24 protein-coding genes (1 of these 24 running past the window's edge) are annotated in these 21,301 nt (G+C 62.6%); 13 read left to right on the top strand and 11 right to left on the bottom strand.

Features of this window, described 5'->3' with window-relative positions:
• Window positions 1-43: 43 nt before the first annotated feature.
• From AC2ISB_RS14525 to AC2ISB_RS14505, 5 genes are read right to left on the bottom strand one after another with little or no spacing between them, the layout of a single operon-like run.
• Window positions 44-901 carry a phosphodiesterase gene (locus AC2ISB_RS14525; protein WP_486577016.1) on the bottom strand — a complete coding sequence of 286 codons (858 nt, stop codon included), beginning with the start codon at window positions 899-901 and terminating at the stop codon, window positions 44-46.
• Complete coding sequence (locus tag AC2ISB_RS14520) at window positions 898-2,187, bottom strand: ABC transporter substrate-binding protein (protein WP_486577015.1); 1,290 nt, start codon at window positions 2,185-2,187, stop codon at window positions 898-900. The genes AC2ISB_RS14525 and AC2ISB_RS14520 overlap by 4 nt, the downstream gene beginning before the upstream one ends.
• Before the next feature lie 38 nt (window positions 2,188-2,225).
• Window positions 2,226-3,044 (bottom strand): carbohydrate ABC transporter permease, encoded by an 819-nt coding sequence (locus tag AC2ISB_RS14515; RefSeq protein WP_486577014.1) that lies wholly within the window; start codon window positions 3,042-3,044, stop codon window positions 2,226-2,228.
• On the bottom strand, window positions 3,044-3,937 hold the full coding sequence (locus tag AC2ISB_RS14510; protein ID WP_486577013.1) for a carbohydrate ABC transporter permease: 894 nt from the start codon (window positions 3,935-3,937) through the stop codon (window positions 3,044-3,046). The genes AC2ISB_RS14515 and AC2ISB_RS14510 overlap by 1 nt, the downstream gene beginning before the upstream one ends.
• On the bottom strand, window positions 3,934-5,064 hold the full coding sequence (locus AC2ISB_RS14505) for an ABC transporter ATP-binding protein (protein ID WP_486577012.1): 1,131 nt from the start codon (window positions 5,062-5,064) through the stop codon (window positions 3,934-3,936). The genes AC2ISB_RS14510 and AC2ISB_RS14505 overlap by 4 nt, the downstream gene beginning before the upstream one ends.
• Window positions 5,065-5,337: 273 nt before the next feature.
• Here AC2ISB_RS14505 and AC2ISB_RS14500 point away from each other — a divergent pair, with 273 nt between their 5' ends.
• From AC2ISB_RS14500 to trpB, 5 genes are all read left to right on the top strand, one after another.
• Window positions 5,338-6,729 carry an ethanolamine ammonia-lyase subunit EutB gene (locus AC2ISB_RS14500; RefSeq protein ID WP_486577011.1) on the top strand — a complete coding sequence of 464 codons (1,392 nt, stop codon included), beginning with the start codon at window positions 5,338-5,340 and terminating at the stop codon, window positions 6,727-6,729.
• A gap of 9 nt (window positions 6,730-6,738) precedes the next feature.
• On the top strand, window positions 6,739-7,509 hold the full coding sequence (gene eutC, locus AC2ISB_RS14495; protein ID WP_486577010.1) for an ethanolamine ammonia-lyase subunit EutC: 771 nt from the start codon (window positions 6,739-6,741) through the stop codon (window positions 7,507-7,509).
• A 40-nt stretch (window positions 7,510-7,549) separates the two neighbouring features.
• Entirely contained in the window at window positions 7,550-8,914 is a 1,365-nt protein-coding gene (gene eat, locus AC2ISB_RS14490; RefSeq protein WP_330629405.1) for an ethanolamine permease, read from the top strand.
• A 175-nt stretch (window positions 8,915-9,089) separates the two neighbouring features.
• Window positions 9,090-10,112, top strand: coding sequence for an AraC-like transcriptional regulator QhpR (qhpR, locus tag AC2ISB_RS14485; RefSeq protein WP_486577009.1), 1,023 nt, complete (start codon window positions 9,090-9,092; stop codon window positions 10,110-10,112).
• 148 nt (window positions 10,113-10,260) lie between these two features.
• The gene (gene trpB, locus AC2ISB_RS14480; protein WP_330629403.1) at window positions 10,261-11,499 is read left to right on the top strand and encodes a tryptophan synthase subunit beta; all 1,239 of its coding nucleotides are present in this window, start codon (window positions 10,261-10,263) and stop codon (window positions 11,497-11,499) included.
• A gap of 116 nt (window positions 11,500-11,615) precedes the next feature.
• On the opposite strand, the gene AC2ISB_RS14475 is transcribed toward trpB, so the two are convergent.
• Genes AC2ISB_RS14475 through AC2ISB_RS14465 form a run of 3 tightly spaced genes read right to left on the bottom strand, consistent with a single transcriptional unit; the run spans window position 11,616 to window position 13,920 of the window.
• Window positions 11,616-12,107 (bottom strand): GbsR/MarR family transcriptional regulator, encoded by a 492-nt coding sequence (locus AC2ISB_RS14475; protein WP_341486134.1) that lies wholly within the window; start codon window positions 12,105-12,107, stop codon window positions 11,616-11,618.
• 12 nt (window positions 12,108-12,119) lie between these two features.
• Complete coding sequence (locus tag AC2ISB_RS14470) at window positions 12,120-12,860, bottom strand: 2-dehydro-3-deoxygalactonokinase (protein ID WP_406721710.1); 741 nt, start codon at window positions 12,858-12,860, stop codon at window positions 12,120-12,122.
• Between the two features lie 55 nt (window positions 12,861-12,915).
• Window positions 12,916-13,920 (bottom strand): zinc ABC transporter substrate-binding protein, encoded by a 1,005-nt coding sequence (locus AC2ISB_RS14465; protein WP_339109924.1) that lies wholly within the window; start codon window positions 13,918-13,920, stop codon window positions 12,916-12,918.
• Window positions 13,921-14,009: 89 nt separating this feature from the next.
• Here AC2ISB_RS14465 and AC2ISB_RS14460 point away from each other — a divergent pair, with 89 nt between their 5' ends.
• The 5 genes from AC2ISB_RS14460 (at window position 14,010) to parA (ending at window position 17,464) form a co-directional block, all read left to right on the top strand.
• Window positions 14,010-14,528 (top strand): Fur family transcriptional regulator, encoded by a 519-nt coding sequence (locus AC2ISB_RS14460; protein WP_330629398.1) that lies wholly within the window; start codon window positions 14,010-14,012, stop codon window positions 14,526-14,528.
• Window positions 14,521-15,303 (top strand): ATP-binding cassette domain-containing protein, encoded by a 783-nt coding sequence (locus tag AC2ISB_RS14455; RefSeq protein WP_341486136.1) that lies wholly within the window; start codon window positions 14,521-14,523, stop codon window positions 15,301-15,303. The genes AC2ISB_RS14460 and AC2ISB_RS14455 overlap by 8 nt, the downstream gene beginning before the upstream one ends.
• Window positions 15,300-16,094, top strand: coding sequence for a metal ABC transporter permease (locus tag AC2ISB_RS14450; RefSeq protein ID WP_330629394.1), 795 nt, complete (start codon window positions 15,300-15,302; stop codon window positions 16,092-16,094). Before AC2ISB_RS14455 ends, AC2ISB_RS14450 begins: the two co-directional genes overlap by 4 nt.
• 369 nt (window positions 16,095-16,463) lie before the next feature.
• Window positions 16,464-16,649, top strand: a complete 186-nt coding sequence (locus AC2ISB_RS14445) for a hypothetical protein (RefSeq protein ID WP_330629393.1) — start codon at window positions 16,464-16,466, stop codon at window positions 16,647-16,649.
• 191 nt (window positions 16,650-16,840) lie between these two features.
• Window positions 16,841-17,464, top strand: a complete 624-nt coding sequence (gene parA, locus AC2ISB_RS14440; RefSeq protein ID WP_339109923.1) for a ParA family partition ATPase — start codon at window positions 16,841-16,843, stop codon at window positions 17,462-17,464.
• On the opposite strand, the gene AC2ISB_RS14435 is transcribed toward parA, so the two are convergent.
• From AC2ISB_RS14435 to AC2ISB_RS14425, 3 genes are all read right to left on the bottom strand, one after another.
• A complete protein-coding gene (locus tag AC2ISB_RS14435) occupies window positions 17,448-17,948 on the bottom strand; it encodes a YdcF family protein (protein WP_486577007.1) in 501 nt (166 codons plus the stop codon). The two genes, parA and AC2ISB_RS14435, sit on opposite strands and share 17 nt — an antisense overlap.
• Before the next feature lie 38 nt (window positions 17,949-17,986).
• A complete protein-coding gene (locus tag AC2ISB_RS14430) occupies window positions 17,987-18,706 on the bottom strand; it encodes a hypothetical protein (RefSeq protein ID WP_330629390.1) in 720 nt (239 codons plus the stop codon).
• An 81-nt stretch (window positions 18,707-18,787) separates the two neighbouring features.
• Window positions 18,788-19,546 (bottom strand): IclR family transcriptional regulator domain-containing protein, encoded by a 759-nt coding sequence (locus tag AC2ISB_RS14425; RefSeq protein ID WP_330629389.1) that lies wholly within the window; start codon window positions 19,544-19,546, stop codon window positions 18,788-18,790.
• 105 nt (window positions 19,547-19,651) lie between these two features.
• On the opposite strand from AC2ISB_RS14425, the gene AC2ISB_RS14420 reads away from it, so the two are divergent.
• The 3 genes in view from AC2ISB_RS14420 to pcaF are tightly spaced (each overlapping or abutting the next) and all read left to right on the top strand, a layout consistent with a single transcriptional unit that may run on beyond the window.
• Window positions 19,652-20,371 (top strand): 3-oxoacid CoA-transferase subunit A, encoded by a 720-nt coding sequence (locus AC2ISB_RS14420; RefSeq protein ID WP_330629388.1) that lies wholly within the window; start codon window positions 19,652-19,654, stop codon window positions 20,369-20,371.
• Window positions 20,371-21,048, top strand: a complete 678-nt coding sequence (locus AC2ISB_RS14415; RefSeq protein WP_339109920.1) for a 3-oxoacid CoA-transferase subunit B — start codon at window positions 20,371-20,373, stop codon at window positions 21,046-21,048. The genes AC2ISB_RS14420 and AC2ISB_RS14415 overlap by 1 nt, the downstream gene beginning before the upstream one ends.
• Window positions 21,048-21,301: the start of a 3-oxoadipyl-CoA thiolase gene (gene pcaF / locus AC2ISB_RS14410; RefSeq protein ID WP_486577006.1), read on the top strand. Its footprint extends 946 nt past the window's final position; 254 of the gene's 1,200 nt are visible here — the first part of the coding sequence; its start codon is at window positions 21,048-21,050; the stop codon falls past the right edge of the window. Before AC2ISB_RS14415 ends, pcaF begins: the two co-directional genes overlap by 1 nt.

The raw sequence follows: 21,301 nt of genomic DNA, 5'->3' as shown, positions 1-21,301 counted from the left end.
GATGCGTTGCCTTCGGACACAGAGCGGCACGGGCGGCGGCGGCTCAGGGGCCGTCGCAGATGGGGGCCTGCACCGTGGGCAGCTGTCCGGCCTCGGCCATGAAGGCCCGAAAGCCCAGCCCGTCGAGGAAGATCACGCGGTAATGGGCGTGGCCATTGGTCCACCACGGGTCGGGGCGGTCGATCTCGGTGATGAAGCGATGCGCGCAGGCCTGACCTGCACTATAGGCGATGCCCTCGGGCGAGGTGCCTGAGAGCTGCATATGGATATGGCCGAAGACGATATGGCGGATGCCCTGCGGGTGGGCGGCCAGCCGCGCCATCACGCGGCCCTCGTCATGCAGGCTGATTTTGGCGAAATGGCCGATGCCGTCGTCCATCGGCGGGTGGTGGATGAAAATGGTGGGCGGCAATGGCCCCGCGCCTTGCAGCGCCTCATCCAGAAATGCCATCCGGTCGGCCCCGAAGATGCCGCCGATCACGCCCGCCTCATGGGTATCCAGAAAGATCAGCCGCCCGAAATCCGTGTCCTGCCAGCCCTGCACATAGCCATTTCCGTCCAGCGGATGCTCGGGGAAGGCCGCGATGAAATTCGGCCTATCATCATGATTGCCCAGCATCAGCCGCACGGGGAAGGGCACAGGCCCAAGGATCTCGCGCAGAAGGTCGTAAGCTTGCGCGTCGCCGTGATTGCACAGATCGCCGGTGATCACCATCAGGTCGGCATCCGCGTGGCGGGTCAGGATATCGTCGATGGCTGCGCGCATCTGCGCCTCGGGGTCCATCTGGTTGGCCAATTGGCCCGCGGGCATCAGATGGGTGTCGGTCAGCTGGATGATCTTCATGGCTCTGCTTTCAAAGGTCATGCGGGAGGCCAGAGCCCCCCACATAATGTGGGTCATTCCATCAGCGCGTTGGTCTGCTCGACGATCTGCTTGAGGCCATCTTCGGGCGAGACCTCGCCGCGCATCACGGTGCCGATGATGTCACGCTGGGTGCGCCAGATACGGACCGAGTCCCCACCCGGATAGCCCGCCCAAGGCAGCGACTTATCGGCCTGAAGCGAGGCGGTTTTTACATTGGGATGCTCGGCGTAATAGGGCGCCAGATAGGCCTCGCCGGTGGCGTTCTTATTGGTCGGCAGATAGCCCGTGATACGCACGATCACATTCTGCGCCTCGGGGCCGGTGATCCACTTGAGGTAGTTCCATGCGGCGTCCTGCTTGGCTTTGTCCTGCGTCAGGATCACCGCGGAATTGCCCCCCGTCGGCACGCCGCCCTTTTCCTTGTCATCAAGCGGGAAGGTCGAGGTGGCCAAATCGAAACGGTCACCCACAAGGCCCTCGATGGTCTGCACATGGGCAGGGGTCGAGACCATGAAGCCCGTCTTGCCCGCACCAAACTGTTGGCGTGCCTGATCCCAGTCGAAGGTGGGCGCATTGGCCTCCACCGCCATCTGGCGGATCATCTTCAGCGCGTTCAGGCCGATCTCATTGTCAAAAGCCACTTTGCCGGTTTCCTCATCGACCAGCTTGCCGCCCTGTTCAAAGATCAGCGCCTGCCACAGCCAGTCATCCGGCCAGCCCGCGATATCATAGGCCATGCCTGCCATATCGGGGTGCATCTGGTGGATCTTGGCGCCAAGCGCGATCAGCTCGGGCATGGTGTCGGGCATATGCGCCGGATCGGCGCCCGCCTCTTTCACCAGTTCGGAGTTGATATAGAGGATCGGCGAGGACGCATTGACCGGCAGGCCATATTGCTTGCCATCGATCTGGCCAAGGGCTGCCATATTGGGCGAGTAGTTCTTGTCGAGGAAAGCCTGACCGCCTTCGGCTTCGATGAACGGTCCCAGATCGGTGATCTGGCCGCGCGGCTCCAGCGTATGGACCAGCTCGGCGGTCAGGTTATAGCCCGAGAAATAGACATCCGGCAGATCGCCGGTCACCGCCGAGCGCAGCACCTGCGCCTGACCATCGGTGTAATTGGCGGCGGGCGCGAGGAAGTTGATCTTCACATCGGGGTTGTTCTTCTCGAATTCCTCGGCCAGCGGCTGATGGAATTTCGTAAAGCCCGGCATGTTATACAGCACATTCAGCGTGACCTCCTGCGCCATGGCGGGCAGCGCCATCAGCAAAGCGGCAGAGGTGGTCAGCCCCGTCAGAACGGTGCGGCGGGTGGGATACATGGGAAAACTCCGGTTCGGTTGGGAGGAAACAGGCTGGGTCATTTGACGCCCGCCATAGTGATGCCCGCAATGAATTGACGGCGGGCAAGGAGGAAACAGGCGACCATGGGCGCGGTGATCAGGCAGGCACCGGCCATGAGCGCACCGTAATTGGTGCCGGTCTCGGCATCGGCAAAGAACAGCATGCCAAGCGGCGGCGGCGCGAGTTCGGTGCGGTTGACCACGATCATCGGCCAGTAGAGGTCGTTCCAATGGGCGACCACGGAAAACACCGCGAAGGCCGCAAGCGAGGGCAGCGAGGCGCGCAGCACCAACCGCCAGCAGATTTCCATTTCGGAGAAGCCATCCAAACGCGCGGCCTCGATGATCTCGTCAGGATAGGAACGGAAGGACTGGTGAAAGAGGAAGATCGCAAAGACCGACAGGAAGAACGGCGCCATCATCGCGAAATAGGTGTTAAGCATCTGCGCTTTGGCCAGCCCCACGAACAAAGGCAGCGCCAGCGCCTGCATCGGCACACAAAGGGCCGCCACAATGACCGACAGCAATATCTTACGGCCCGGAAAGCGCAGCTTCGCCAGCGCATAGGCACAGGGCACAGCCGTCAACACCTGCATGATCAGGATGCCCGCGCAGACGATCACCCCGTTGAGCATGAAGCGCGCCATGGGCACCGAGGTTGCCGCTTGGTGAAAGTTCTCACCGCCCGAGAACTCCTTGGGGATCGGCCAGAGCGAGATATCGAAGATCTCGGAAGGCGAGCGGATTGCGGTCAGCACCATCCAGTAGAAGGGCAGAAGCATCACCATAGCGCCAAGGCCCAGCACCAGATGGGGAAGGTATTTCGAGGCGCGCATCAGTAATGGACCTTCTTTTCAAGGTGGAGGGTCTGGCCAATGGAAAGCACCAGCACGACACAGAGAAAGATCAGCGTCAGCGCCGCCGCATAGCCCGTGTTGGAATAATCGAACCCTTCGAGGTAGAGCGCATATAGCAGCGTCTCGGACCCCGCGCGGCCCTTGGTCAGCACGGCCACGGTTTCAAACACCTTGAAGGCCGAAATCGAGGTGGTCACGGTGACAAACATCGTCGTCGGCCCCAGCATCGGCCAAGTCACGGTGAAAAACCGGTCGATGGGGGATTTCGCGCCATCCAGACGCGCGGCCTCATGCAGGTCTTGCGGGATGGCGGTCAGCCCTGCCAGAAACAGCACCATATTAAAGCCCACCACCTGCCAGACGCCGATCAGCGCCATGGTCGGGATCAAAAGCCATGGGGTGCCAAGGAATTGCACCGCGTCAAAGCCCAGCCATGTAATCACGGCATTCACGGGGCCAAGGGTCGGATGCAGCAGGAACTGCCAGACGGTGGCCATGGCAACCAGCGTGGCGGTCACGGGTAGGAAATAGGCAACCTCCCACAGCCCCCGCGTGCGTTTGCGCCCATGCACCAAAAGCGCCACGTCAAGCGCCAGAAAGATGCCGCAGGGAATAACAATCGCTGCATAAAGCACGGTATTCCAGAAGGCGCGCAGGAAGACCGGATCATGGAAGGCTTTGGTGAAATTCGACAGCCCCACAAACTTCCAGCGGATCGCGCCCAGCTGATAGTCGGTCAGCGAAAACCCCGCCAAGGTGATCAGCGGCAGGATATAGATCGCCAGTAGGAGCACAACGGCAGGCGCGGCAAAAAGCACCCCCTTGTTGAGTTTACGGCGCGGGCGGGCGTAGGCGAGGTCTAGGACGCTCATGCCACCACCTGCTGACGGAGGCGAGGGGTCAGGCGCTGGCCATCCGCGCCGAAGACATGCAGCGCCTCGGGCGCAAAGCCCAGATGCACATGCCCCGAGGGCCGCTGTAGGGAAGCGCTTTGGCGCAGGGTCACCGAGAGCGTCTCATCGGCCAGCAGACAGCAGGTCACATAGCGGTCGGCACCATGGGTCTCGATCCGCGAGACGCGCGCAGACAGCCCCGTGGCCGCCAGATGGATATCCTCGGCGCGCAGCCCCAAGGTCACCGGCCCCGCCTGACGGATACGCATGTCCAGAACCTCGCCCAGCAGGCGCAAGCGGCCATCGGCCAGGCTTTCGGCGGGCAGCAGGTTGATGGTGGGCGCACCGATAAACCGCGCCACCGTCAGATTGGCGGGGCGGCGGTAAAGTTCATCGGGCGTGCCTAATTGCTCGATCCGGCCCTCGGACATCAGCGCGATGCGGTCGGACATGGTCATCGCCTCGACCTGATCATGGGTGACATAGATGAAGGTCGCGCCAAGACGTTTGTGCAGGGCGGCGAGTTCGTCACGCATATGGGCGCGCAGTTTGGCATCAAGGTTCGACAGCGGCTCGTCCATCAGGAAGGCGGCAGGCTGGCGCACCAAGGCCCGCGCAAGTGCCACTCGCTGGCGTTGCCCGCCCGAAAGCTGCGCCGGTTTACGGTCCAAAAGCGCCGAGATTTGCAGCACCTCGGCGGCCTGTTCCACGGCATGGTCGATCTCGCGCAGCACAGCGCGATTGGCGGTCAAGCGCCCGATCAGCGGCAGGCGGTCGATCAGCTTCAGACGACGCATCCGCAGGGGCGTGGCGATATTCTGGCGCACCGACATATGCGGATAAAGCGCATAGGACTGGAAGACCATCGCCAGATTGCGGTCGGTCGGATCGGTGCCGGTGATATCGGCGCCATTGATCGCGACGCGCCCCTGATCGGCGGTTTCCAGCCCCGCGATGATCCGCAAAAGCGTCGATTTCCCACAGCCCGACATCCCTACCAGTGACAGGAACTCGCCCGCCTGAATGTCGAGGTCGATCCCCTTCAGCACCTTCGTTGTGCCAAATCCCTTGCCGATATTCGTCAGCGTGACGGATTGGGAGGTCATGTCATGTTCCTTTAACTCTGCTTGGGCCAGCAGATGGCGAGGCAAAGTGACACTCATGCTGAGGTTTTGTGAAAGATTTCCAACAAGCGGTCGGGGTTCGCGCGGCGGGGGATGGTTTGCGCGATGCTCGCAATTCTGGCGCGAGCGGTGCTTTTGCTACAGGCGCGCAAACTTGACCGAAGGCGGCAGGGGCGGGCCGACGATTGTCATATGCGGTCAAGTCTTGGCGGGGCAGGATGGGGTAATCTGTAACGGACGCTTACCGGAGGCCCTATGCCCAGCTACCGCCATATGATCGGATCCGAAACCTTCCGCTTCGACAGCCTGACCGCGCTTCTGGCCGCGGCCAGTCCGCAGCGCTCGGGGGACGAGTTGGCAGGGGTGGCTGCCGAAAGCGAGATCGCGCGGGTGGCGGCGCAGATGGCGCTGGCCGATCTGCCGCTGACCGAGTTTCTGGCCGAACAGCTTGTGCCCTATGAGGAAGACGAGGTCACCCGCCTGATCTGCGACACTCATGACCGCGCAGCCTTCGCGCCGGTGGCGCATATGACGGTGGGCCAGTTCCGCGACTGGCTACTGTCGAATGAGGCTGATGGCGCGGCGCTGAAGGCTCTGGCGCCGGGGCTGACGCCCGAGATGGTGGCCGCTGTCTCTAAATTGATGCGCAACCGTGACCTTATCTCTGTGGCCCGCAAGATCGAGGTGATTACCGCTTTCCGCACCACAATGGGGCTGGCGGGGACGGTCTCAAGCCGCCTGCAACCCAACCACCCGACCGATGATCCGGCGGGTGTTGCGGCCAGTATCATCGACGGGCTGCTTTACGGCATTGGCGATGCGATGATTGGCATCAACCCCGCCACCGATAACGTGCCGCAGGCGATGGCGCTGATCCATCTGCTGGATGAGCTGCGCGAGCGTCACGCGATCCCCACGCAAAGCTGCGTGCTGACCCATGTGACCAATTCCATCGAGATCATCAATCGCGGCGCGCCTCTGGATCTGGTCTTCCAGTCGATCGCGGGCACGGAAAAGGCCAATCGCGGCTTTGGTGTCGATCTGGCGGTGCTGGCCGAGGCGCAGGATGCGGCGCTCTCGCTGAAGCGCGGAACGATGGGTCAGAATGTGATGTATTTCGAGACGGGGCAGGGGGCGGCGCTGTCAGCCGATGCGCATTTCGGCATGGACCAGCAGACGGTGGAAACCCGCGCCTATGCCGTGGCGCGCGCCTTCGATCCGCTTCTGGTGAATACGGTCGTGGGCTTTATCGGGCCGGAATATCTGTTTGATGGCAAGCAGATCACCCGCGCGGGGCTTGAGGACCATTTCTGCGCCAAGCTGATGGGCGTGCCGATGGGGTGCGACGTGTGCTACACCAACCACTCGCATGCCGATCAGGATGATATGGACGGGTTGCTGACGCTTCTGTCCGATGCGGGCTGCCGCTATTTCATCGGCGTGCCGGGGGCGGATGATATCATGCTGAATTACCAGTCGCTGTCCTATCACGATATCCTCTACCTACGCGAAAGCTTTGGGCTCAGGGCTGCGCCCGAATTCGAAAGCTGGCTTGAGGCGCAGGGCATCATCGACAGGGCGGGCCGGATTGCATCCACCCCCAACCGGCTGCTGGCGGAGATGACCCGTCCGGCCCTGAGCGCGTGAGGTAGACCCATGAGCGATGATCTGACCCGCGACCCCTTTGCCCGCCTTCGCCAAGCCACCCGCGCCCGTATCGGGCTGGGGCGGTCAGGTGCGGGGCTGCCGACCTCTGCGCTGGCGTCTTTCCGGCTGGATGCGGCGCGTGCCCGCGATGCGGTCCATGCGCCTTTGGATGTGGCGGCTCTGCAGGACGAGCTGTCCGGTTTTGACACGCTGGCGCTGGCCTCGGCGGCGGCAGACCGGTCGGTCTATCTGCGTCGCCCCGATCTGGGGCGCAAACTGTCCGACGAAAGCCGCAGCGCCTTGCGGAGGGGCGGCTATGATCTGGCCTTTGTGATCTGCGACGGGTTGTCATCGGCGGCCGTTCAGGCCCATGCGGGCGCGACCTTGCGGGCCGCGCATAAGGCGCTTTCGGATCTGTCCATCGCGCCTGTGGCGATTGTCACCCAAGGCCGCGTGGCCGTGGGCGACGAGATCGGGCAGGGCTTGGGCGCCCGCATGGTGGCCGTGCTGATTGGCGAGCGTCCGGGACTGACCGTGGCCGACAGCCTTGGCATCTACCTTACCCATAACCCGCAGCCCGGTTGCCCCGATAGCGACCGGAACTGCCTGTCGAATATCCATCTCAGTGGGGGACAAACGCCGGTTCAGGCGGCCTCCAAACTGGCATGGCTGGTGCGCGAGGCGCGCCGACGGGGCCTGACCGGCACCAAGCTGAAGGAAGAAGCCCCCAGTCTGGCGGCTTCCGAGATCATGCCACTACCAGAACGACCAAAGGACTAAGGCCCGAACGGGTCCATAATAACCAAACAGGGAAAACATCATGTCAACTGGCAAAGCAGGGCTGTCAAAAAGCCTCAACGCCTTCCATCTCTGGGGCCTCGCTGTAGGCCTCGTGATCTCGGGCGAATATTTCGGCTGGAGCTATGGCTGGGAAAGCGCGGGCACGCTGGGCTTTCTGATCACCACGATCATCGTGGCGGCCATGTATACCGCCTTCATCTTCAGCTTTACCGAGCTGACCACCGCGATCCCGCGCGCAGGCGGGCCGTTTGCCTATGCCAACCGCGCCTTCGGTCCCACGGGTGGGGCCATCGCGGGCTTTGCCACGCTGATCGAGTTTCTCTTTGCCCCGCCCGCTATCGCGCTGGCGATCGGCTCCTATCTCAATGTGCAGTTTCCGGGGCTGGACCCGAAACTGGCCGCCGTTTGCGCCTATGTCATCTTTATCGCGCTGAACATCGCGGGGGTGAAGATCGCGGCGACCTTCGAGTTGCTGGTGACGCTGCTGGCGGTCTTCGAGCTGCTGGTCTTCATGGGGGTCGTCGCGCCCGCGTTCTCGGTGACCAATTTCGCAGCCAACGGCTGGGCTGGCGCTAGCGCGTTCTCGCCCGTGGCGATTGGTGGGATCTTTGCCGCGATCCCCTTTGCGATCTGGTTCTTCCTTGCCATTGAAGGCGTCGCTATGGCCGCCGAAGAGGCCAAAGACCCGCGCCGCACCGTACCGAAAGCCTATATCGCAGGCATCCTGACGCTGGTCTTCCTTGCCTTCGGCGTAATGATCATGGCGGGTGGCTCGGGCGACTGGTCGCAGTTGTCCAACCTCAACGACCCGCTGCCGCAAGCGATGATCCGCGTGGTGGGTGAAGGCAGCGGCTGGACCCATATGCTGGTCTGGCTGGGGCTTTTCGGTCTGATCGCGTCCTTCCACGGCATCATCATGGGCTATGCCCGCCAGATGTTCGCCCTGTCGCGCGCCGGTCTGCTGCCCGAGGTCTTCTCGAAGGTCCATCCGCGCTTCCATACGCCGCATGTGGCCACCATTGCAGGCGGGATCGTGGGCATCGTCGCGATCTATTCCGACAGCCTGATCTCGGTTGCGGGCATGTCGCTGACCGCCACCATCGTGACGATGGCCGTCTTTGGCGCGCTGGTGATGTATATCATGTCGATGGCCTCGCTGTTCCGTCTGCGCAAGACCGAACCCGATCTGGACCGCCCGTGGAAAGCCCCCCTGTTCCCGATCCTGCCGGCCATCGCGCTGGGTCTGGCCTGCCTCGCGATGCTGGCGATGATCATCTATAACTTCGAGATCTTCGTGATCTTCGCGGTTCTGATGATCCTCGGCACGACCACGGCCGCCCTGCTGCGCCGCAAGGAAACGGCCACGGCTACGGCGGGCGAATAAGCCGCCCTTGCAAAGTCCGGACCGGAAAGATTGCCGCTTGCCCAAGATTTGGGCGAGCGGTTTAACTTTTGGACTTTAGTCGTATTTCGGCCTTGTAGATAAGGTGTGGGCGCATGGCCGTGATTGCGCTAGCCTGAGCCAAGGTTCATTCCGTCCGCGATATGGAGGGATTCAGATGCAGGCTCCGACACCTCAGGTTTTGGCCGCAGCGGCCACCGGAATCGACGGGTTTATCCGCCGTTACAAGCTTTGCCCCGACAGTTTTTTCGGCACATTGGGCTTTGCGCCGGAAACGGCGAGCCAGCCCATGAGCCGGATGGATCTGGACCTTTACTGCCGCATGATGGAACTGGGGGCCGAACGTTCGGGGGATGTGAATTTCGGACTGGCCTATGGGCAGGCGTTCACGCCGGAAATGCTGGGGCTGATCGGCTATATCGCCATAAATTCGCCGGATCTGGGCACGGCGGCGCAAAATCTTGCGACCTATTTCCCGTGGCACCAGCAAGGCACCGTGACCGGCTGTCGCCAGCAGGGCGGGCTGACATGGATGAGCTATCGCATCGCGCCGGAGCGTGTGCATCTGCGCGATCAGGATGCGCTGGTCACGCTGGGCATGTTCTCTAACGTTCTGCGTCATGCGGCGGGGGCGGACTGGACGCCCGAACTGATCGAACTGGAACAACCCGAAACCGGCTCGCGTCAGGAAATAGAGGCTGCATTCGGCGCGCCGGTGCGCTTTGGCCGCCCCGCCAATGCGCTGGTTTTCCGCAGCGAAGACGGTGTGCGTGCCATGCCGGGGGCCGATGCCACCCTGCAGCAGCTTTTGCTGTGCAATCTGCGCGCCCTCAGCCTGCGCGAGAATGGCCCCAGCCTGACCGAGGAGGTGGCCGAGGTGATCCGCCTGCATCTGCGTGATGCGGAACTGGATCTTGACCGCCTGTCGGACCGGATGGGCCTGCCGCGCTGGACCTTGCAGCGCCGTCTGCAAGAATGTGGCACCAGTTTCGCGCGTCTGGTCGAAGAGACCCGCCGCGAACAGGCCTGCCGCTATCTGGAAGGGTCGCGCCTGTCGATCTCGCATATCGCGGCAGAGCTGGGCTATTCCGAACCCAGCGCCTTTGTCCGTGCGTTCCGCCGCTGGGAGAACACGTCGCCGTCGCACTATCGCAAGGCCTTCAACGCGTTGCGCCACTGATCTTCCCCGCCCCGCGCGCAAGAACGGATCGCTTTACCGGCGCGCTGTTTTTTGGGGCAGATCGTCTGTTATCACGCAAAAGCGCAATCGCCCGCTTTATCTTCGCCCCCAGCAGGGTTACATGGGGGCAAACATAAGGGAGAAGGTCATGGCCGACGATCTGATCAACAGCTTCATGAATGTGCCGGACGATAATGGCCGGTTCGGGATCTATGGCGGGCGTTTCGTCTCGGAAACGCTGATGCCGCTGATCCTCGATCTGGAGGCGGAATACGAGCGCGCCAAAGTCGACCCGACCTTCTGGGCCGAGATGGACGATCTGTGGAAGCATTATGTCGGCCGCCCCTCGCCGTTATATTACGCGCCCCGCATGACCGAAGAGCTGGGCGGTGCCAAGATCTACCTCAAGCGCGACGAGCTCAACCATACCGGCGCGCATAAGATCAATAACGTGATCGGCCAGATCCTGCTGGCCAAGCGCATGGGCAAGACCCGTATCATCGCGGAAACCGGCGCGGGGCAGCATGGTGTGGCAACGGCCACGGTTTGTGCCAAATTCGGTCTGAAATGCGTGGTCTATATGGGCGCGACCGATGTCGAGCGTCAGGCGCCCAACGTCTTCCGCATGCGTCTTCTGGGGGCCGAAGTGGTGCCCGCGACCTCCGGTCGTGCCACGCTGAAAGATGCCATGAACGAAGCGCTGCGCGATTGGGTGACCAATGTGCGCGACACGTTCTACTGCATCGGCACGGCGGCTGGCCCGCATCCCTACCCGATGATCGTGCGCGATTTCCAGTCGATCATCGGCAAGGAGGTGCGCTGGCAGCTGGCCGAGCAGGAAGGCGAGGGCCGTCTGCCCGATACGCTGGTGGCGGCCCTTGGCGGCGGGTCGAATGCGATGGGGCTGTTCTATCCGTTCCTGAACGACAAATCGGTGAATATCATCGGCGTCGAGGCGGGCGGGCACGGCGTGAACGAGAAGATGGAGCATTGCGCCTCGCTGACCGGCGGGCGTCCGGGGGTGCTGCATGGCAACCGCACCTATCTTCTGCAAGATGCCGATGGCCAGATCCTTGAGGGCCATTCGATCTCGGCGGGTCTGGACTATCCCGGTATCGGGCCGGAACATGCCTGGTTGCATGATACGGGCCGTGCGAACTATGTCTCGATCACCGATAAAGAGGCGCTGGAGGCGTTCCAGTTCTCCTGCCGTACCGAAGGCATCATTCCTGCGCTCGAGCCCAGCCATGCGCTGGCGCATGTCATGAAGATCGCGCCGACCCTGCCCAAAGACCATATCATCGTGATGAATATGTGCGGGCGCGGCGACAAGGATATCTTCGCGGTCGCCAAGCATCTGGGGTTCGATATCCAGACCGAACGCTAAGTCCGGACAGAGCATGCCCGAAGCCATGAGACCGGCTTCGGGCTTTTTCCTGCGGTGGCATGGCGCGCCCCTGCAGGGCGGGGCCTTGGCGCATGGCGCGACGGTATGGCCGCGCGTCAGTCTTTCTTTTTCTTCTTTTTCAGTAGCTTCGTCGGATCGGCTGCGGTGGCTTTCGCAAGGCTGTCAGGGTCGAGCGCCGTCAGTTGCCGCAGCCAGATGTTGAGTTGCGACGAGATCTCGGCCAGCGCGGGCAGTCGCGGGTCTTCGGTGGCATGGGCGGCAAAGGCCTCGGCCAGAGGTTCGAACGTCTTGCGCTGTCGCTCGATCATCAGCTTGCGCAGCAGGGCCCAGGGATCCGCATCCGCCACATAGAAATCCTTCCGGCTGCCGGGGCTGCGGGCCTGCTGGACCAAGCCGATTTCCCGCAGCTCCTTCAGGGCGGTCGAGACATTCGAGCGCGAAATGCCCAGAAGGGTGACCAGATCATCTGCCGAGGGATTCTGTGCCGCGCGCCAGATTGCCCCCAGACACATCGCGGCAGGTCGGCTCAGGCCAAGCTGTGCGGCATTGTCTGACAGGATGCGCGAAAGCGGGGGAAGGGAGGTCATGCGGGGTTCCAGTTAGTCGAAGGCCGAAAGGAGCCCTGCGCGCAGGGCATGGTCTGCCGCGCCCTCGGTCGCGGCGGCCCCCTGTTGTGCCAGAGCATGGGTGAGTGCCTGCGCGAAAGGCCCGAAGGTCAATACGCGTTGGCCCAGCCACCACGGGCGGGTGTCCGAAAGCTCGGCCCCGATCAGGCTGCCCAGAAGGGCCTGACGGGACAGGGCGGGGGTGGCCAGAGCGCGCATCAGCCGTTCGGGACGGGCGCGGGTTTCGGACAGGGCGGCGTCGAATTCGGCGTCAGGGGGCAGCGGCGCGCCGCCACCGAATGCCGCAAACAGCCGCCCCGTGGCGCTGCGGGTGACCGAGACCACCTCTTCGGCAGAAATCTGTGCCCATAACGTGGTCTCGCCGGTCATGGCGATGACCCCGTCGAATTGCGGCTGTGCCTTTAGAAGCCCTGCGATCAGGGCCACTTCGCGCGGGTGGGCGGTGACGGGGGGATGGTTTTGTACCAGCTTCGGCAGAAGCCGGATCTGCTGGGCCGGACCCTCCGTGGTGGCGGTGGCCTTGCAGGGAATGTGGCGTGCAGGCCCATCTGCTGCCGCCAGCACAGCCCGTTCGGCGCCGGTGGTGGCAAGTTCGCGCGCCATGAGGGTCTGCGCATCCGCGCCTTCCAGCGCGATGTGACGCGGGGAATCGGCCTGCTCGTCCCAGAGAAAAAGTCGGGCGCCATCCACGGCGCCCGCCAGCCATGTTGTCATCCTGTCCTCCATTATCCAGCCCTAGAAATCATGTGCCGGACGCGGGGGCAAGGGATTAGTCCTGTGTCAGACAGTCGCTGAGGGTCTTGGTCAGCCCCGACAGCAGCGTCGCGTAAAGATCGGGGCCGTAGTCGAGCGTGCTCCCCGACGGGTCCAGCGCGCCGCCAAGTTTGACCTCCGTGCCCTCCAGCAGGATCTTGATCTGTTTGGGGTCGTGCTGGGCCTCGGGGAAGGCGCAGATGACGTGATCGGCCCCGAGCGCCTGATGCAAGTCTTCCAGATGTGCCGCACCGGGCGCTGCGGCATCGCCCGCGCTGACGCTGCCGGCGATCTCCAGCCCGTAATGGTCGGCCAGATAGCCATAGGCGGCGTGGAAGACGACGAAGGGTTTGCCTTGCGCCGGGGCAAGCTGTTTTGCCAGACCGGCATCAAGATCCTTGATCCTGGCAATCGCGGCATCGGCATTGGCGGCATAGGTGTCCGCATGTTCAGGGTCTTTTTCGGCCAGTGCCTTGGCAATCACCTGCAGCCAGATTTCGGCGTTTTGCGGATTGAGCCATGCATGGGGATCAAGGCCGTCATGGTGGTGATGTTCGTCATGATCCTCGTGGTCATGCCCGTCATCATGGTCCTCGTGATCATGATCGCTATCGGCGTGCGCCTCGTGGTCATGATCATGCCCGTCCTCATCCTCCACCAGTTCCGGCGTGTGGAAATCCTGCCGGATCGTGCCGTCGGCATGCAGCAGCGAAATCGCGGTCGAGTTGTTGAGCGTGTCGATCGCGCGATCAAGCCACGGCGTCAGCTCCGGTCCGATCCAGAACACAAGATCGGCATCTTGCAGGCTGCGGGCCTGACTGGGGCGCAGCTGGAAGCTATGCGGGTCGGCCCCTTTATCCAGAAGCACCTTCGCATCCCCGAGGTTGCCCATCACCTGTTGGACCAAGGATTGCACGACCGGCGTGCCGGTGACGACGCTGGGAATGTCGGCTTGTGCCAAGGCGGGCAGGGCGGCAAATGCACCGATGGTCGCGGCCAGACGAAGCGGCAGACGGGACATGTGGTTTCCTTTCGGGACGAACTTGTTTTCAAATGTGCTTTTGTTTATGTAATAGAATAACAAGTCAAGCAGAGTTGTGATGCTATAACATGCCGCAGGTTTCAAAAGAGAGCGTCAGTGCCTTCGAGGCGCATGATCACACCCATTGCGCGGGCCATGCTATGTCGCGCGCCGAAGGCGTGATCGCGGCGCAAAAGCTGCGGCTGACGCCGGTGCGCCGCCGCGTTCTGGAGATCCTGCTTGAGGAACATCGCGCGATGGGGGCCTATGAGGTGCTCGAACGGCTGGCGGAGGAGGGCTTTGGCAAACAGCCCCCCGTGGCCTATCGCGCGCTGGATTTTCTGGTCGATTGCGGGCTGGTGCACCGGATCCGCAGGCTGAACGCCTTTATCGCCTGTCTACATGCGGGCGAGGACCATGCGCCGGTTTTCCTGATCTGCGAGACGTGCGATGCCGTGGCCGAAGCGCCCGGAGCCGCCGTGCGCGCCGAACTGGACAAATCCGCGCTGGGGGTGGGTTTCAGGGTGGATCGCGCCAGCATCGAAGCCGTGGGCCTTTGCCCGCGCTGTGCGCAAAAGCCCGAGAAAGAGACCACGAAAGATGTCTGACAGCCTGCTTTCGGCGCAGAATCTCGGTGTGAAACACGGCGATGATTTCGTTCTGCATTCGGTTCATTTCGACATCCGGCCCAAAGAGATCGTGACGGTTGTCGGGCCGAACGGGTCGGGGAAGTCGACGCTGATCAAGGCCCTGATCGGGCTGGAAACATTGGCGACGGGGCGCGTTCAGAAAGCGGCCGGTCTGGTGATCGGCTACGTGCCGCAAAAGCTGCATATCGATGCGACGCTACCGCTGAGTGTGCGGCGCTTCCTGTCCCTGCCCAAGCGGGTCAGCGATGCGGCGGCGCGGGCCGTTCTGGCGCGTGTCGGGGTTGAGGGAATCGAGTCCCGCCCGCTGTCGGGGCTATCCGGCGGGCAGTTGCAGCGCGTGCTTCTGGCGCGCGCGCTTCTGGCCAAGCCGGATGTGCTGATTCTGGACGAGCCGACACAGGGGCTGGACCAGCCGGGTACGGCGGCCTTCTATCTGCTGATCGAGGAGGTGCGTGCCGAAACCGGCTGTGCGGTTCTTATGGTCAGCCACGATCTGCATGTGGTGATGTCCTCGTCGGATCGGGTGATCTGCCTGAACGGTCATATCTGCTGCGAGGGCACCCCCGCGATTGTGTCCGAGGCACCGGAATACCGGGCGTTGTTCGGTATCGGGACGGGCGGTGCCTTTGCGCTTTACCAGCACCATCACGACCATAGCCACGATCCGCAAAGCGGAGCCTGCCTTGCCCATGATCACGGCGCAAGCTCAACCAAGGATACTGCACCGTTATGATGGCGCTTTTCGATGATTTCCTTCTGCGCTCGTTGCTGGCGGGGGTGGGGCTGTGTCTGGCCACCGGTCCTTTGGGGGCTTTCGTGGTCTGGCGGCGTATGGCCTATTTCGGGGATGCGACCTCGCATGCGGCCATTCTGGGCGTTGCGATCAGTCTGGGCTTCGGGGTTTCGGTCTATGCCGGAACGCTGGGGGTGGCGCTGCTGATGGCGCTGACCGTGGCGCATCTGTCCGGTCGCGGATATGCGGCGGATACCGTGCTGGGCGTGCTGGCCCATGCGGCGCTGGCCATCGGTCTGGTGGCGGCCTCGTTTATCGGCGGGCTGCGGGTGGATCTTTCCGCATGGCTTTTCGGGGATATTCTGGCCGTGTCGCGCATGGATCTTGCGATCATCTGGCTTGGTGGGCTGGTTGTGCTGGCGCTTCTGGTCTGGCGCTGGCAGAATCTGCTGACCGCGACCGTCAGCGAGGCGCTGGCGAAATCTGCCGGAATCGACGGGCGGCGCGAACAGCTTGTGCTGACGGTGGCGCTGGCGCTGACGGTGGCCGTGGCAATCAAGATCGTCGGAGCCTTGCTGATTGCGGCGCTGTTGATCGTCCCTGCGGCGGCGGCGCGTCAGGTGGCGCGCAGTCCCGAGGCGATGGCGGTTAGTGCCACGCTGATCGGAATGGCTTCGGTGGCGGCGGGTATTTTCGGCTCGCTACGCTGGGACACGCCTGCGGGGCCGTCGATCGTGGTGGGGAGTGCTCTTATTTTCGTGATGCTCCTGCTTTTCCGCAGGCGTCACTGAGTCGTTTTGCAGGCATGCCATGCCGGATCGGGGCCCGCTCCCGCTCTCGCTCCCGCACTGGCTTCCGGCCCGTAAGACAGGCGCCGGGCGCAGGGCAAATCTGATTACGCAGACCCCGGGCATAAGGTTCCGTGATTCGCGGAAAATTTCTGATTTTCATGGACCTATGCAATTTACTGAAGCTGTTTGCCCCCATGTATAAAGGGCGCTGTTGCCATAAAGCTTAAAAAACCGTGCCAAAGTGCAACACATATCACAGTCACGCGCGCAAAGCTTGAGATTCCCCCTTTGCAATTTCGTGAGCCTGTGTAATCGTCGCGTTCGATGCTGCATGTTTGGCGGCACTCTACGGTAATGACGGAGATTACTATGAAAAAACTCGCTACCCTCGCACTCGTCGCCGGTCTCTCGGCTTCGTCCGCTTTCGCAGGCGGTTACACCGCACCGGTCGTTGAGCCGGAGCCGGTCGTCGTCGAGCAAGGCTCGTCCTCGAACGCAGCGATCCTGATCCCGGTTCTGCTGCTGGTCGGTATCGCAGTTGCTGCGGCTGACTAATCAGTCTGACTGATTTCATGGGAAAAGCCGGAAAGCGATGCTTTCCGGCTTTTTTCATGCGCATAAGACTGTTGTGTCCGCAGTCTGTGCCTTTCCCGATTGCAACTGTTATCCGCCCGGACATAACCTAGAATTGCAAGGCACATCTCGTTGCGGGTCGATCCCCGTCGAGAGCCAGGGGGAGGATTGTTTTGGGAAAAGTCATTACGGTTGCTCAACAAAAAGGTGGTGCGGGTAAGACCACCGTCGCGGTCAATCTGGCCATAGGCTTGGTGCGGGCAGGCTATAGTGTCGCGCTTCTCGACACCGATCCGCAGGGGTCTTTAGGCCGCTGGTTCATGACGCGGCGCGACGCGCTGGACGATCCGGGGGTCGGGTTTGGCACCTCGTCGTCCTGGGGCGTCAGCTATGAATGTGAAAAGCTGAAACGCGATTTCGATGTGGTGATCGTCGATACGCCGCCCAAAGTGGATAGCGATCTGCGTCCGGCCCTGCGTGAAGCCGACGAGATCATCGTTCCGGTGGCAGGCAGCCATGTCGATCTCTGGGCCACCGAAGGGGTCCTTGATCTGGCGCGGCGCTGTAACAAAAGCCCGCGCATCCTTCTCAATCGCGTCAAAAGCAACACGCGTCTGGGACAGGAAGTGGCGCAGGCTGCGGCAGAGCTCGAGGCGCAACTGATGACCTCCACGCTGGCCAATCGCGTGGTCTATGCCGAAACACTCGGGCAGGGGCTGTCTGTCGTGGAAGCCAAGCGCAGTCCCGCATGGGACGAGATTTCCGCCCTGCTGGAAGAGCTCAATATCGCGTCCTGATCTTGTGGCGCATGATCCAGAGGCCGGTTTTCAGAAGCGCCAGACGGTCGCGCATCCAGGCGCGGGCATAGCGATGCCGGCGCATTGTGCGGTGGTCGGGGCTGCTGATGCTGGCCTCCAGCCCCAAGGCCCGTGCAATCAGTCTGGCGCGAAAGCCGTGATAGCGGTCGGTGACAAGGATCACGCCCCCCTGTGCCAGATCGGGGCAGAGGGCTTTGGCATTGGTGATATTCTGGATCGTATCGGTCGAGCGGTCCTCCAGCACCAGACGGTCTGGCGCAACGCCGTGCCGGATCAGGATCCGTGCCATGACTTCGGCCTCGCTCGGGGCGTGGCGGCCAAGCCCGCCACAGCAGATGATCCGCTGGGCCTGCCCCGCCTGCCAAAGCGTCAGCGCCTGCATGACCCGCCGGTGCAGGGCGGGAGAGGCTTGCCCGTCGGGCCAGACGGCAGCGCCGAGAATCAGGATCGTTATCGGGCTCATAAGGCGCATCTAGGGGGCGGGCCGGTTGAAATCCAGTCCTAGAATTCGAACCATAGTCCCAGTTTCACGCGCGGCTGCCGTTCCGCTTCTAGCGGGGCGGAGACGCCCAGTTGCAGCTGCGCCCACGCGAACTCCTTGACGACAGAGGCGGTGAGGCTGCGGGACAGGCCGTCATTATCGGGTTTGTAAAGCTGTAACTGGGTAAAGACCATCAGGTCCTCGCGCAGATGCAGGCCCGCCGTCAGGTCCAGTTTGGTGAAGCTTTTGCTGGGCAGGTGGCTCGGGTCCGGCAGGGTCATCGGGTCGATGCCCTCTGCTGCCGGATCATAGCGCACGCTTTGCGGTGCCTGCAGGTGGCGCAGTTCGGCGCTCAGCCAGCCCGGCCTGTGCCAGAGCGGGTCTTGCACGGACATGCCCCAATTCGCGCCCAGCCCGTACATGGCGACACTCTCGCCATCCAGTTTGCGGGTTCCGACCCAGCCGGTCATGGTCAGCTTCTGCGACCATGTGTCGGGAAAAACCGGCGTCTGCCAGCCGATCCAGTAGTCTTCGGACCGGTCGCCCCGCCCGAGATCGACAATCAGGGTGCTCCGTGCCGAAAGCCCGTATTCGGCATAGAGGCTGGTCCATGTCTCGGTCTCCTGTCCGGTCTCCTGACCGAAAGACAGGAAAGCGGTGCCTTTCTCACGCATCCACGGTCCGGCCCCGACAGGGGTGGCCAGACACAGGCAGAGCATGACCAGAGCGAAAGGGCGCATCGCGGCCTCCTTGAGCGGAGGCCCAGTGTCTCACAGCCCCTCCTGCCGACCAAGGAATTTCTTCTTAGGGTTGTGGTCCGGTCAGATCATCCGGCGCAGCCCTGCCTGCACCTTCAACAGGGCAGGCAGATATTCGGCGCGCGCCTCGTCGATATCGTGGTGCAGGGCGGCAAAGCCGGTGTTCAGCGCGGCAACGGTTCTGCCGCGCGCATCAAGGATCGGCACGGCCAAAGAGCGCAAGCCAGGCTCGACCTCCTGATCGATGGTGGCATAGCCCTGCGCGCGGACCTGCGCGATCACGCCCATGATCTCGTCGGGATCGGTCAGGCTTTGCGGGCTGCGCGGGCTGAGATCGGAGGCCTCAATCCGTGCGCGGGCATCGGGCTCGGGCAACGCCGCCAGCAGCACCCGCCCCATCGAGGTGCAATGCGCCGGCAGCCGCGATCCGGGCATCAGTCCGATGGACATCACCCGCCGCTGCGCCGCTCGCGCCAGATAGACGATTTCGGTCTCGTCAAGGATCGCCACCGAACAGGATTGCCCGATCTGCTCTGACAGCTGGTCGAGCCAGGGCTGCACCACCTGCGCCAGCGGCATCGAGGCCAGCGCCCCCATCCCCAGCCGTAAAACGCGGGGCGTCAGGCTGAAGAACTTGCCGTCATATTCGGCATAGCCCTCGTGATACAGCGTCAGAAGGCAGCGCCGCGCGGTGGCGCGGTCAAACCCTGTGCGGGCGGCCACATCGGTGATGGCAAGGCGCGGCGTCTCGGCACCAAAGCACTCCATCACCTTCAACGCCTTGGCCAGTGACCCGATATGATCGGTCGGTTTGTTCAACATGCGAACGCCCTTTTCGTCTATATGAACAAAGATCAATATGCGAACAATATGGCTTCTCCGGTCACATCCGCAAGCGTAATGTCGGCCCCAATTAGGAGGACTTACATGGACAAGACTGTTTCGTCTGTGGCCGCAGCCGTCGCGGATATTCCCGACGGTTGCGTGCTGATGATCGGGGGCTTTGGCGGGTCGGGGGCACCGATCGAGCTGATCCACGCATTGATCGACCGGTTCCGCGCGACCGGCAGCCCAAAAAACCTGACTGTGGTCAATAACAACGCCGGTAACGGGTCCATCGGGATCGCGGCGATGATCAAGGCGGGCATGGTGGGCAAGATGATCTGCTCTTTCCCGCGCTCGTCGAATGCCGAAGCCTTCAACGAGAAATATCTCGCGGGCGAGATCGCGCTGGAACTGGTGCCGCAGGGCACGCTGGCCGAGCGTATCCGTGCCGCAGGTGCGGGCATCCCCGCCTTCTACACGCCGACCTCTTTCGGGACCGAGCTGGCCGAGGGCAAGCCCGTCGAGGAATTCGAGGGTAAATCCTATGTGCAGGAACGCTGGCTGAAGGCCGATTTCGCGCTGATCAAGGGCCATATCGGCGATAAGATGGGCAATATGACCTATCGGATGGCAGGGCGGAACTTCAACCCGCTGATGGCGATGGCCGCCAACCGCACCATCGCGCAGGTCTCGAGCCTGATCGAGCCGGGCGGGATCGACCCGCAGGAAGTCATCACCCCCGGCATTTTCGTCGATGCCTTGGTCGAGGTGAAAGACCCGCAACAGGAAGAAGTCCTTGTCCGGACGGGAGTGGTCTACTGATGCTTGATATGAAACTTTCCAACGCGCAAATCGCATGGCGCGCGGCGCAGGACATCGAGGACGGTTCCTATGTGAACCTCGGCATCGGCTTCCCCGAGATGATCGCCAAGTTCCAACCCGAAGGCCGCGATGTGATCTATCACACCGAGAACGGCGTTCTGGGCTTTGGCGAGGCCCCGCCCGCCGGTGAGGAGGATTGGGATCTGATCAATGCCGGCAAGAAGGCGATCACCCTGAACCCCGGTGCCGCGTTTTTCCACCATGCGGACAGCTTCTCGATGGTCCGTGGCGGCCATCTGGATCTGGCGGTGCTGGGCGCTTATCAGGTCGCCCAAAACGGCGATCTGGCGAATTGGCGGGTGGGGTCCAAGGGCGTGCCTGCGGTAGGCGGCGCGATGGATCTGGTGCATGGCGCCAAACGTGTGGCGGTGGTGACCGATCACGTCACCAAGGATGGCAAGCCGAAGCTCGTTGAGGCCTGCACCTTCCCGCTGACGGGCTTGGGCTGTGTGACCCGCGTCTATACCTCGCTTTGCGTGGTGGACATTGTCGACGGCAAGTTTGTCCTGCGCGAGAAACTGGCCGCCATGTCGATGGAAGAGCTGCAATCCTATACGGGGGCGACGCTGCATGTCGACGGCTCGGTAGGCGAGATGACCGTGCCGGAGGGCCTGTGATGACCGAAGTCTATATCTGCGACTATATCCGCACGCCGATTGGCCGTTTTGGTGGGGCCTTGTCGAGCGTCCGTGCCGATGATCTGGGGGCGATCCCGCTGAAGGCGTTGGCGGAGCGCAACCCGTCGCTTGATCTCGCGCAGATCGACGAGGTGATCTTTGGCTGCGCCAATCAGGCGGGCGAGGATAACCGCAATGTCGCGCGTATGTCGCTTCTGCTGGCGGGCTATCCCGAAACGGTGCCGGGCACCAC

The organism is Thioclava sp. NS-SX20, from assembly GCF_057380695.1.
Note: the sequence above shows the minus strand (reverse complement) of the source record. Positions and strands in the feature narration are given on the sequence as shown.

What these genes read in the sequence shown, in the direction of transcription:
- AC2ISB_RS14525 (WP_486577016.1), bottom strand. Translation starts at nt 901, where the DNA reads ATGACCCACATTATGTGGGGGGCTCTGGCCTCCCGCATGACCTTTGAA.
- AC2ISB_RS14520 (WP_486577015.1), bottom strand. Translation starts at nt 2,187, where the DNA reads ATGTATCCCACCCGCCGCACCGTTCTGACGGGGCTGACCACCTCTGCC.
- AC2ISB_RS14515 (WP_486577014.1), bottom strand. Translation starts at nt 3,044, where the DNA reads ATGCGCGCCTCGAAATACCTTCCCCATCTGGTGCTGGGCCTTGGCGCT.
- AC2ISB_RS14510 (WP_486577013.1), bottom strand. Translation starts at nt 3,937, where the DNA reads ATGAGCGTCCTAGACCTCGCCTACGCCCGCCCGCGCCGTAAACTCAAC.
- AC2ISB_RS14505 (WP_486577012.1), bottom strand. Translation starts at nt 5,064, where the DNA reads ATGACCTCCCAATCCGTCACGCTGACGAATATCGGCAAGGGATTTGGC.
- AC2ISB_RS14500 (WP_486577011.1), top strand. Translation starts at nt 5,338, where the DNA reads ATGCCCAGCTACCGCCATATGATCGGATCCGAAACCTTCCGCTTCGAC.
- eutC (WP_486577010.1), top strand. Translation starts at nt 6,739, where the DNA reads ATGAGCGATGATCTGACCCGCGACCCCTTTGCCCGCCTTCGCCAAGCC.
- eat (WP_330629405.1), top strand. Translation starts at nt 7,550, where the DNA reads ATGTCAACTGGCAAAGCAGGGCTGTCAAAAAGCCTCAACGCCTTCCAT.
- qhpR (WP_486577009.1), top strand. Translation starts at nt 9,090, where the DNA reads ATGCAGGCTCCGACACCTCAGGTTTTGGCCGCAGCGGCCACCGGAATC.
- trpB (WP_330629403.1), top strand. Translation starts at nt 10,261, where the DNA reads ATGGCCGACGATCTGATCAACAGCTTCATGAATGTGCCGGACGATAAT.
- AC2ISB_RS14475 (WP_341486134.1), bottom strand. Translation starts at nt 12,107, where the DNA reads ATGACCTCCCTTCCCCCGCTTTCGCGCATCCTGTCAGACAATGCCGCA.
- AC2ISB_RS14470 (WP_406721710.1), bottom strand. Translation starts at nt 12,860, where the DNA reads ATGACAACATGGCTGGCGGGCGCCGTGGATGGCGCCCGACTTTTTCTC.
- AC2ISB_RS14465 (WP_339109924.1), bottom strand. Translation starts at nt 13,920, where the DNA reads ATGTCCCGTCTGCCGCTTCGTCTGGCCGCGACCATCGGTGCATTTGCC.
- AC2ISB_RS14460 (WP_330629398.1), top strand. Translation starts at nt 14,010, where the DNA reads ATGCCGCAGGTTTCAAAAGAGAGCGTCAGTGCCTTCGAGGCGCATGAT.
- AC2ISB_RS14455 (WP_341486136.1), top strand. Translation starts at nt 14,521, where the DNA reads ATGTCTGACAGCCTGCTTTCGGCGCAGAATCTCGGTGTGAAACACGGC.
- AC2ISB_RS14450 (WP_330629394.1), top strand. Translation starts at nt 15,300, where the DNA reads ATGATGGCGCTTTTCGATGATTTCCTTCTGCGCTCGTTGCTGGCGGGG.
- AC2ISB_RS14445 (WP_330629393.1), top strand. Translation starts at nt 16,464, where the DNA reads ATGAAAAAACTCGCTACCCTCGCACTCGTCGCCGGTCTCTCGGCTTCG.
- AC2ISB_RS14435 (WP_486577007.1), bottom strand. Translation starts at nt 17,948, where the DNA reads ATGAGCCCGATAACGATCCTGATTCTCGGCGCTGCCGTCTGGCCCGAC.
- AC2ISB_RS14430 (WP_330629390.1), bottom strand. Translation starts at nt 18,706, where the DNA reads ATGCGCCCTTTCGCTCTGGTCATGCTCTGCCTGTGTCTGGCCACCCCT.
- AC2ISB_RS14425 (WP_330629389.1), bottom strand. Translation starts at nt 19,546, where the DNA reads ATGTTGAACAAACCGACCGATCATATCGGGTCACTGGCCAAGGCGTTG.
- AC2ISB_RS14420 (WP_330629388.1), top strand. Translation starts at nt 19,652, where the DNA reads ATGGACAAGACTGTTTCGTCTGTGGCCGCAGCCGTCGCGGATATTCCC.
- AC2ISB_RS14415 (WP_339109920.1), top strand. Translation starts at nt 20,371, where the DNA reads ATGCTTGATATGAAACTTTCCAACGCGCAAATCGCATGGCGCGCGGCG.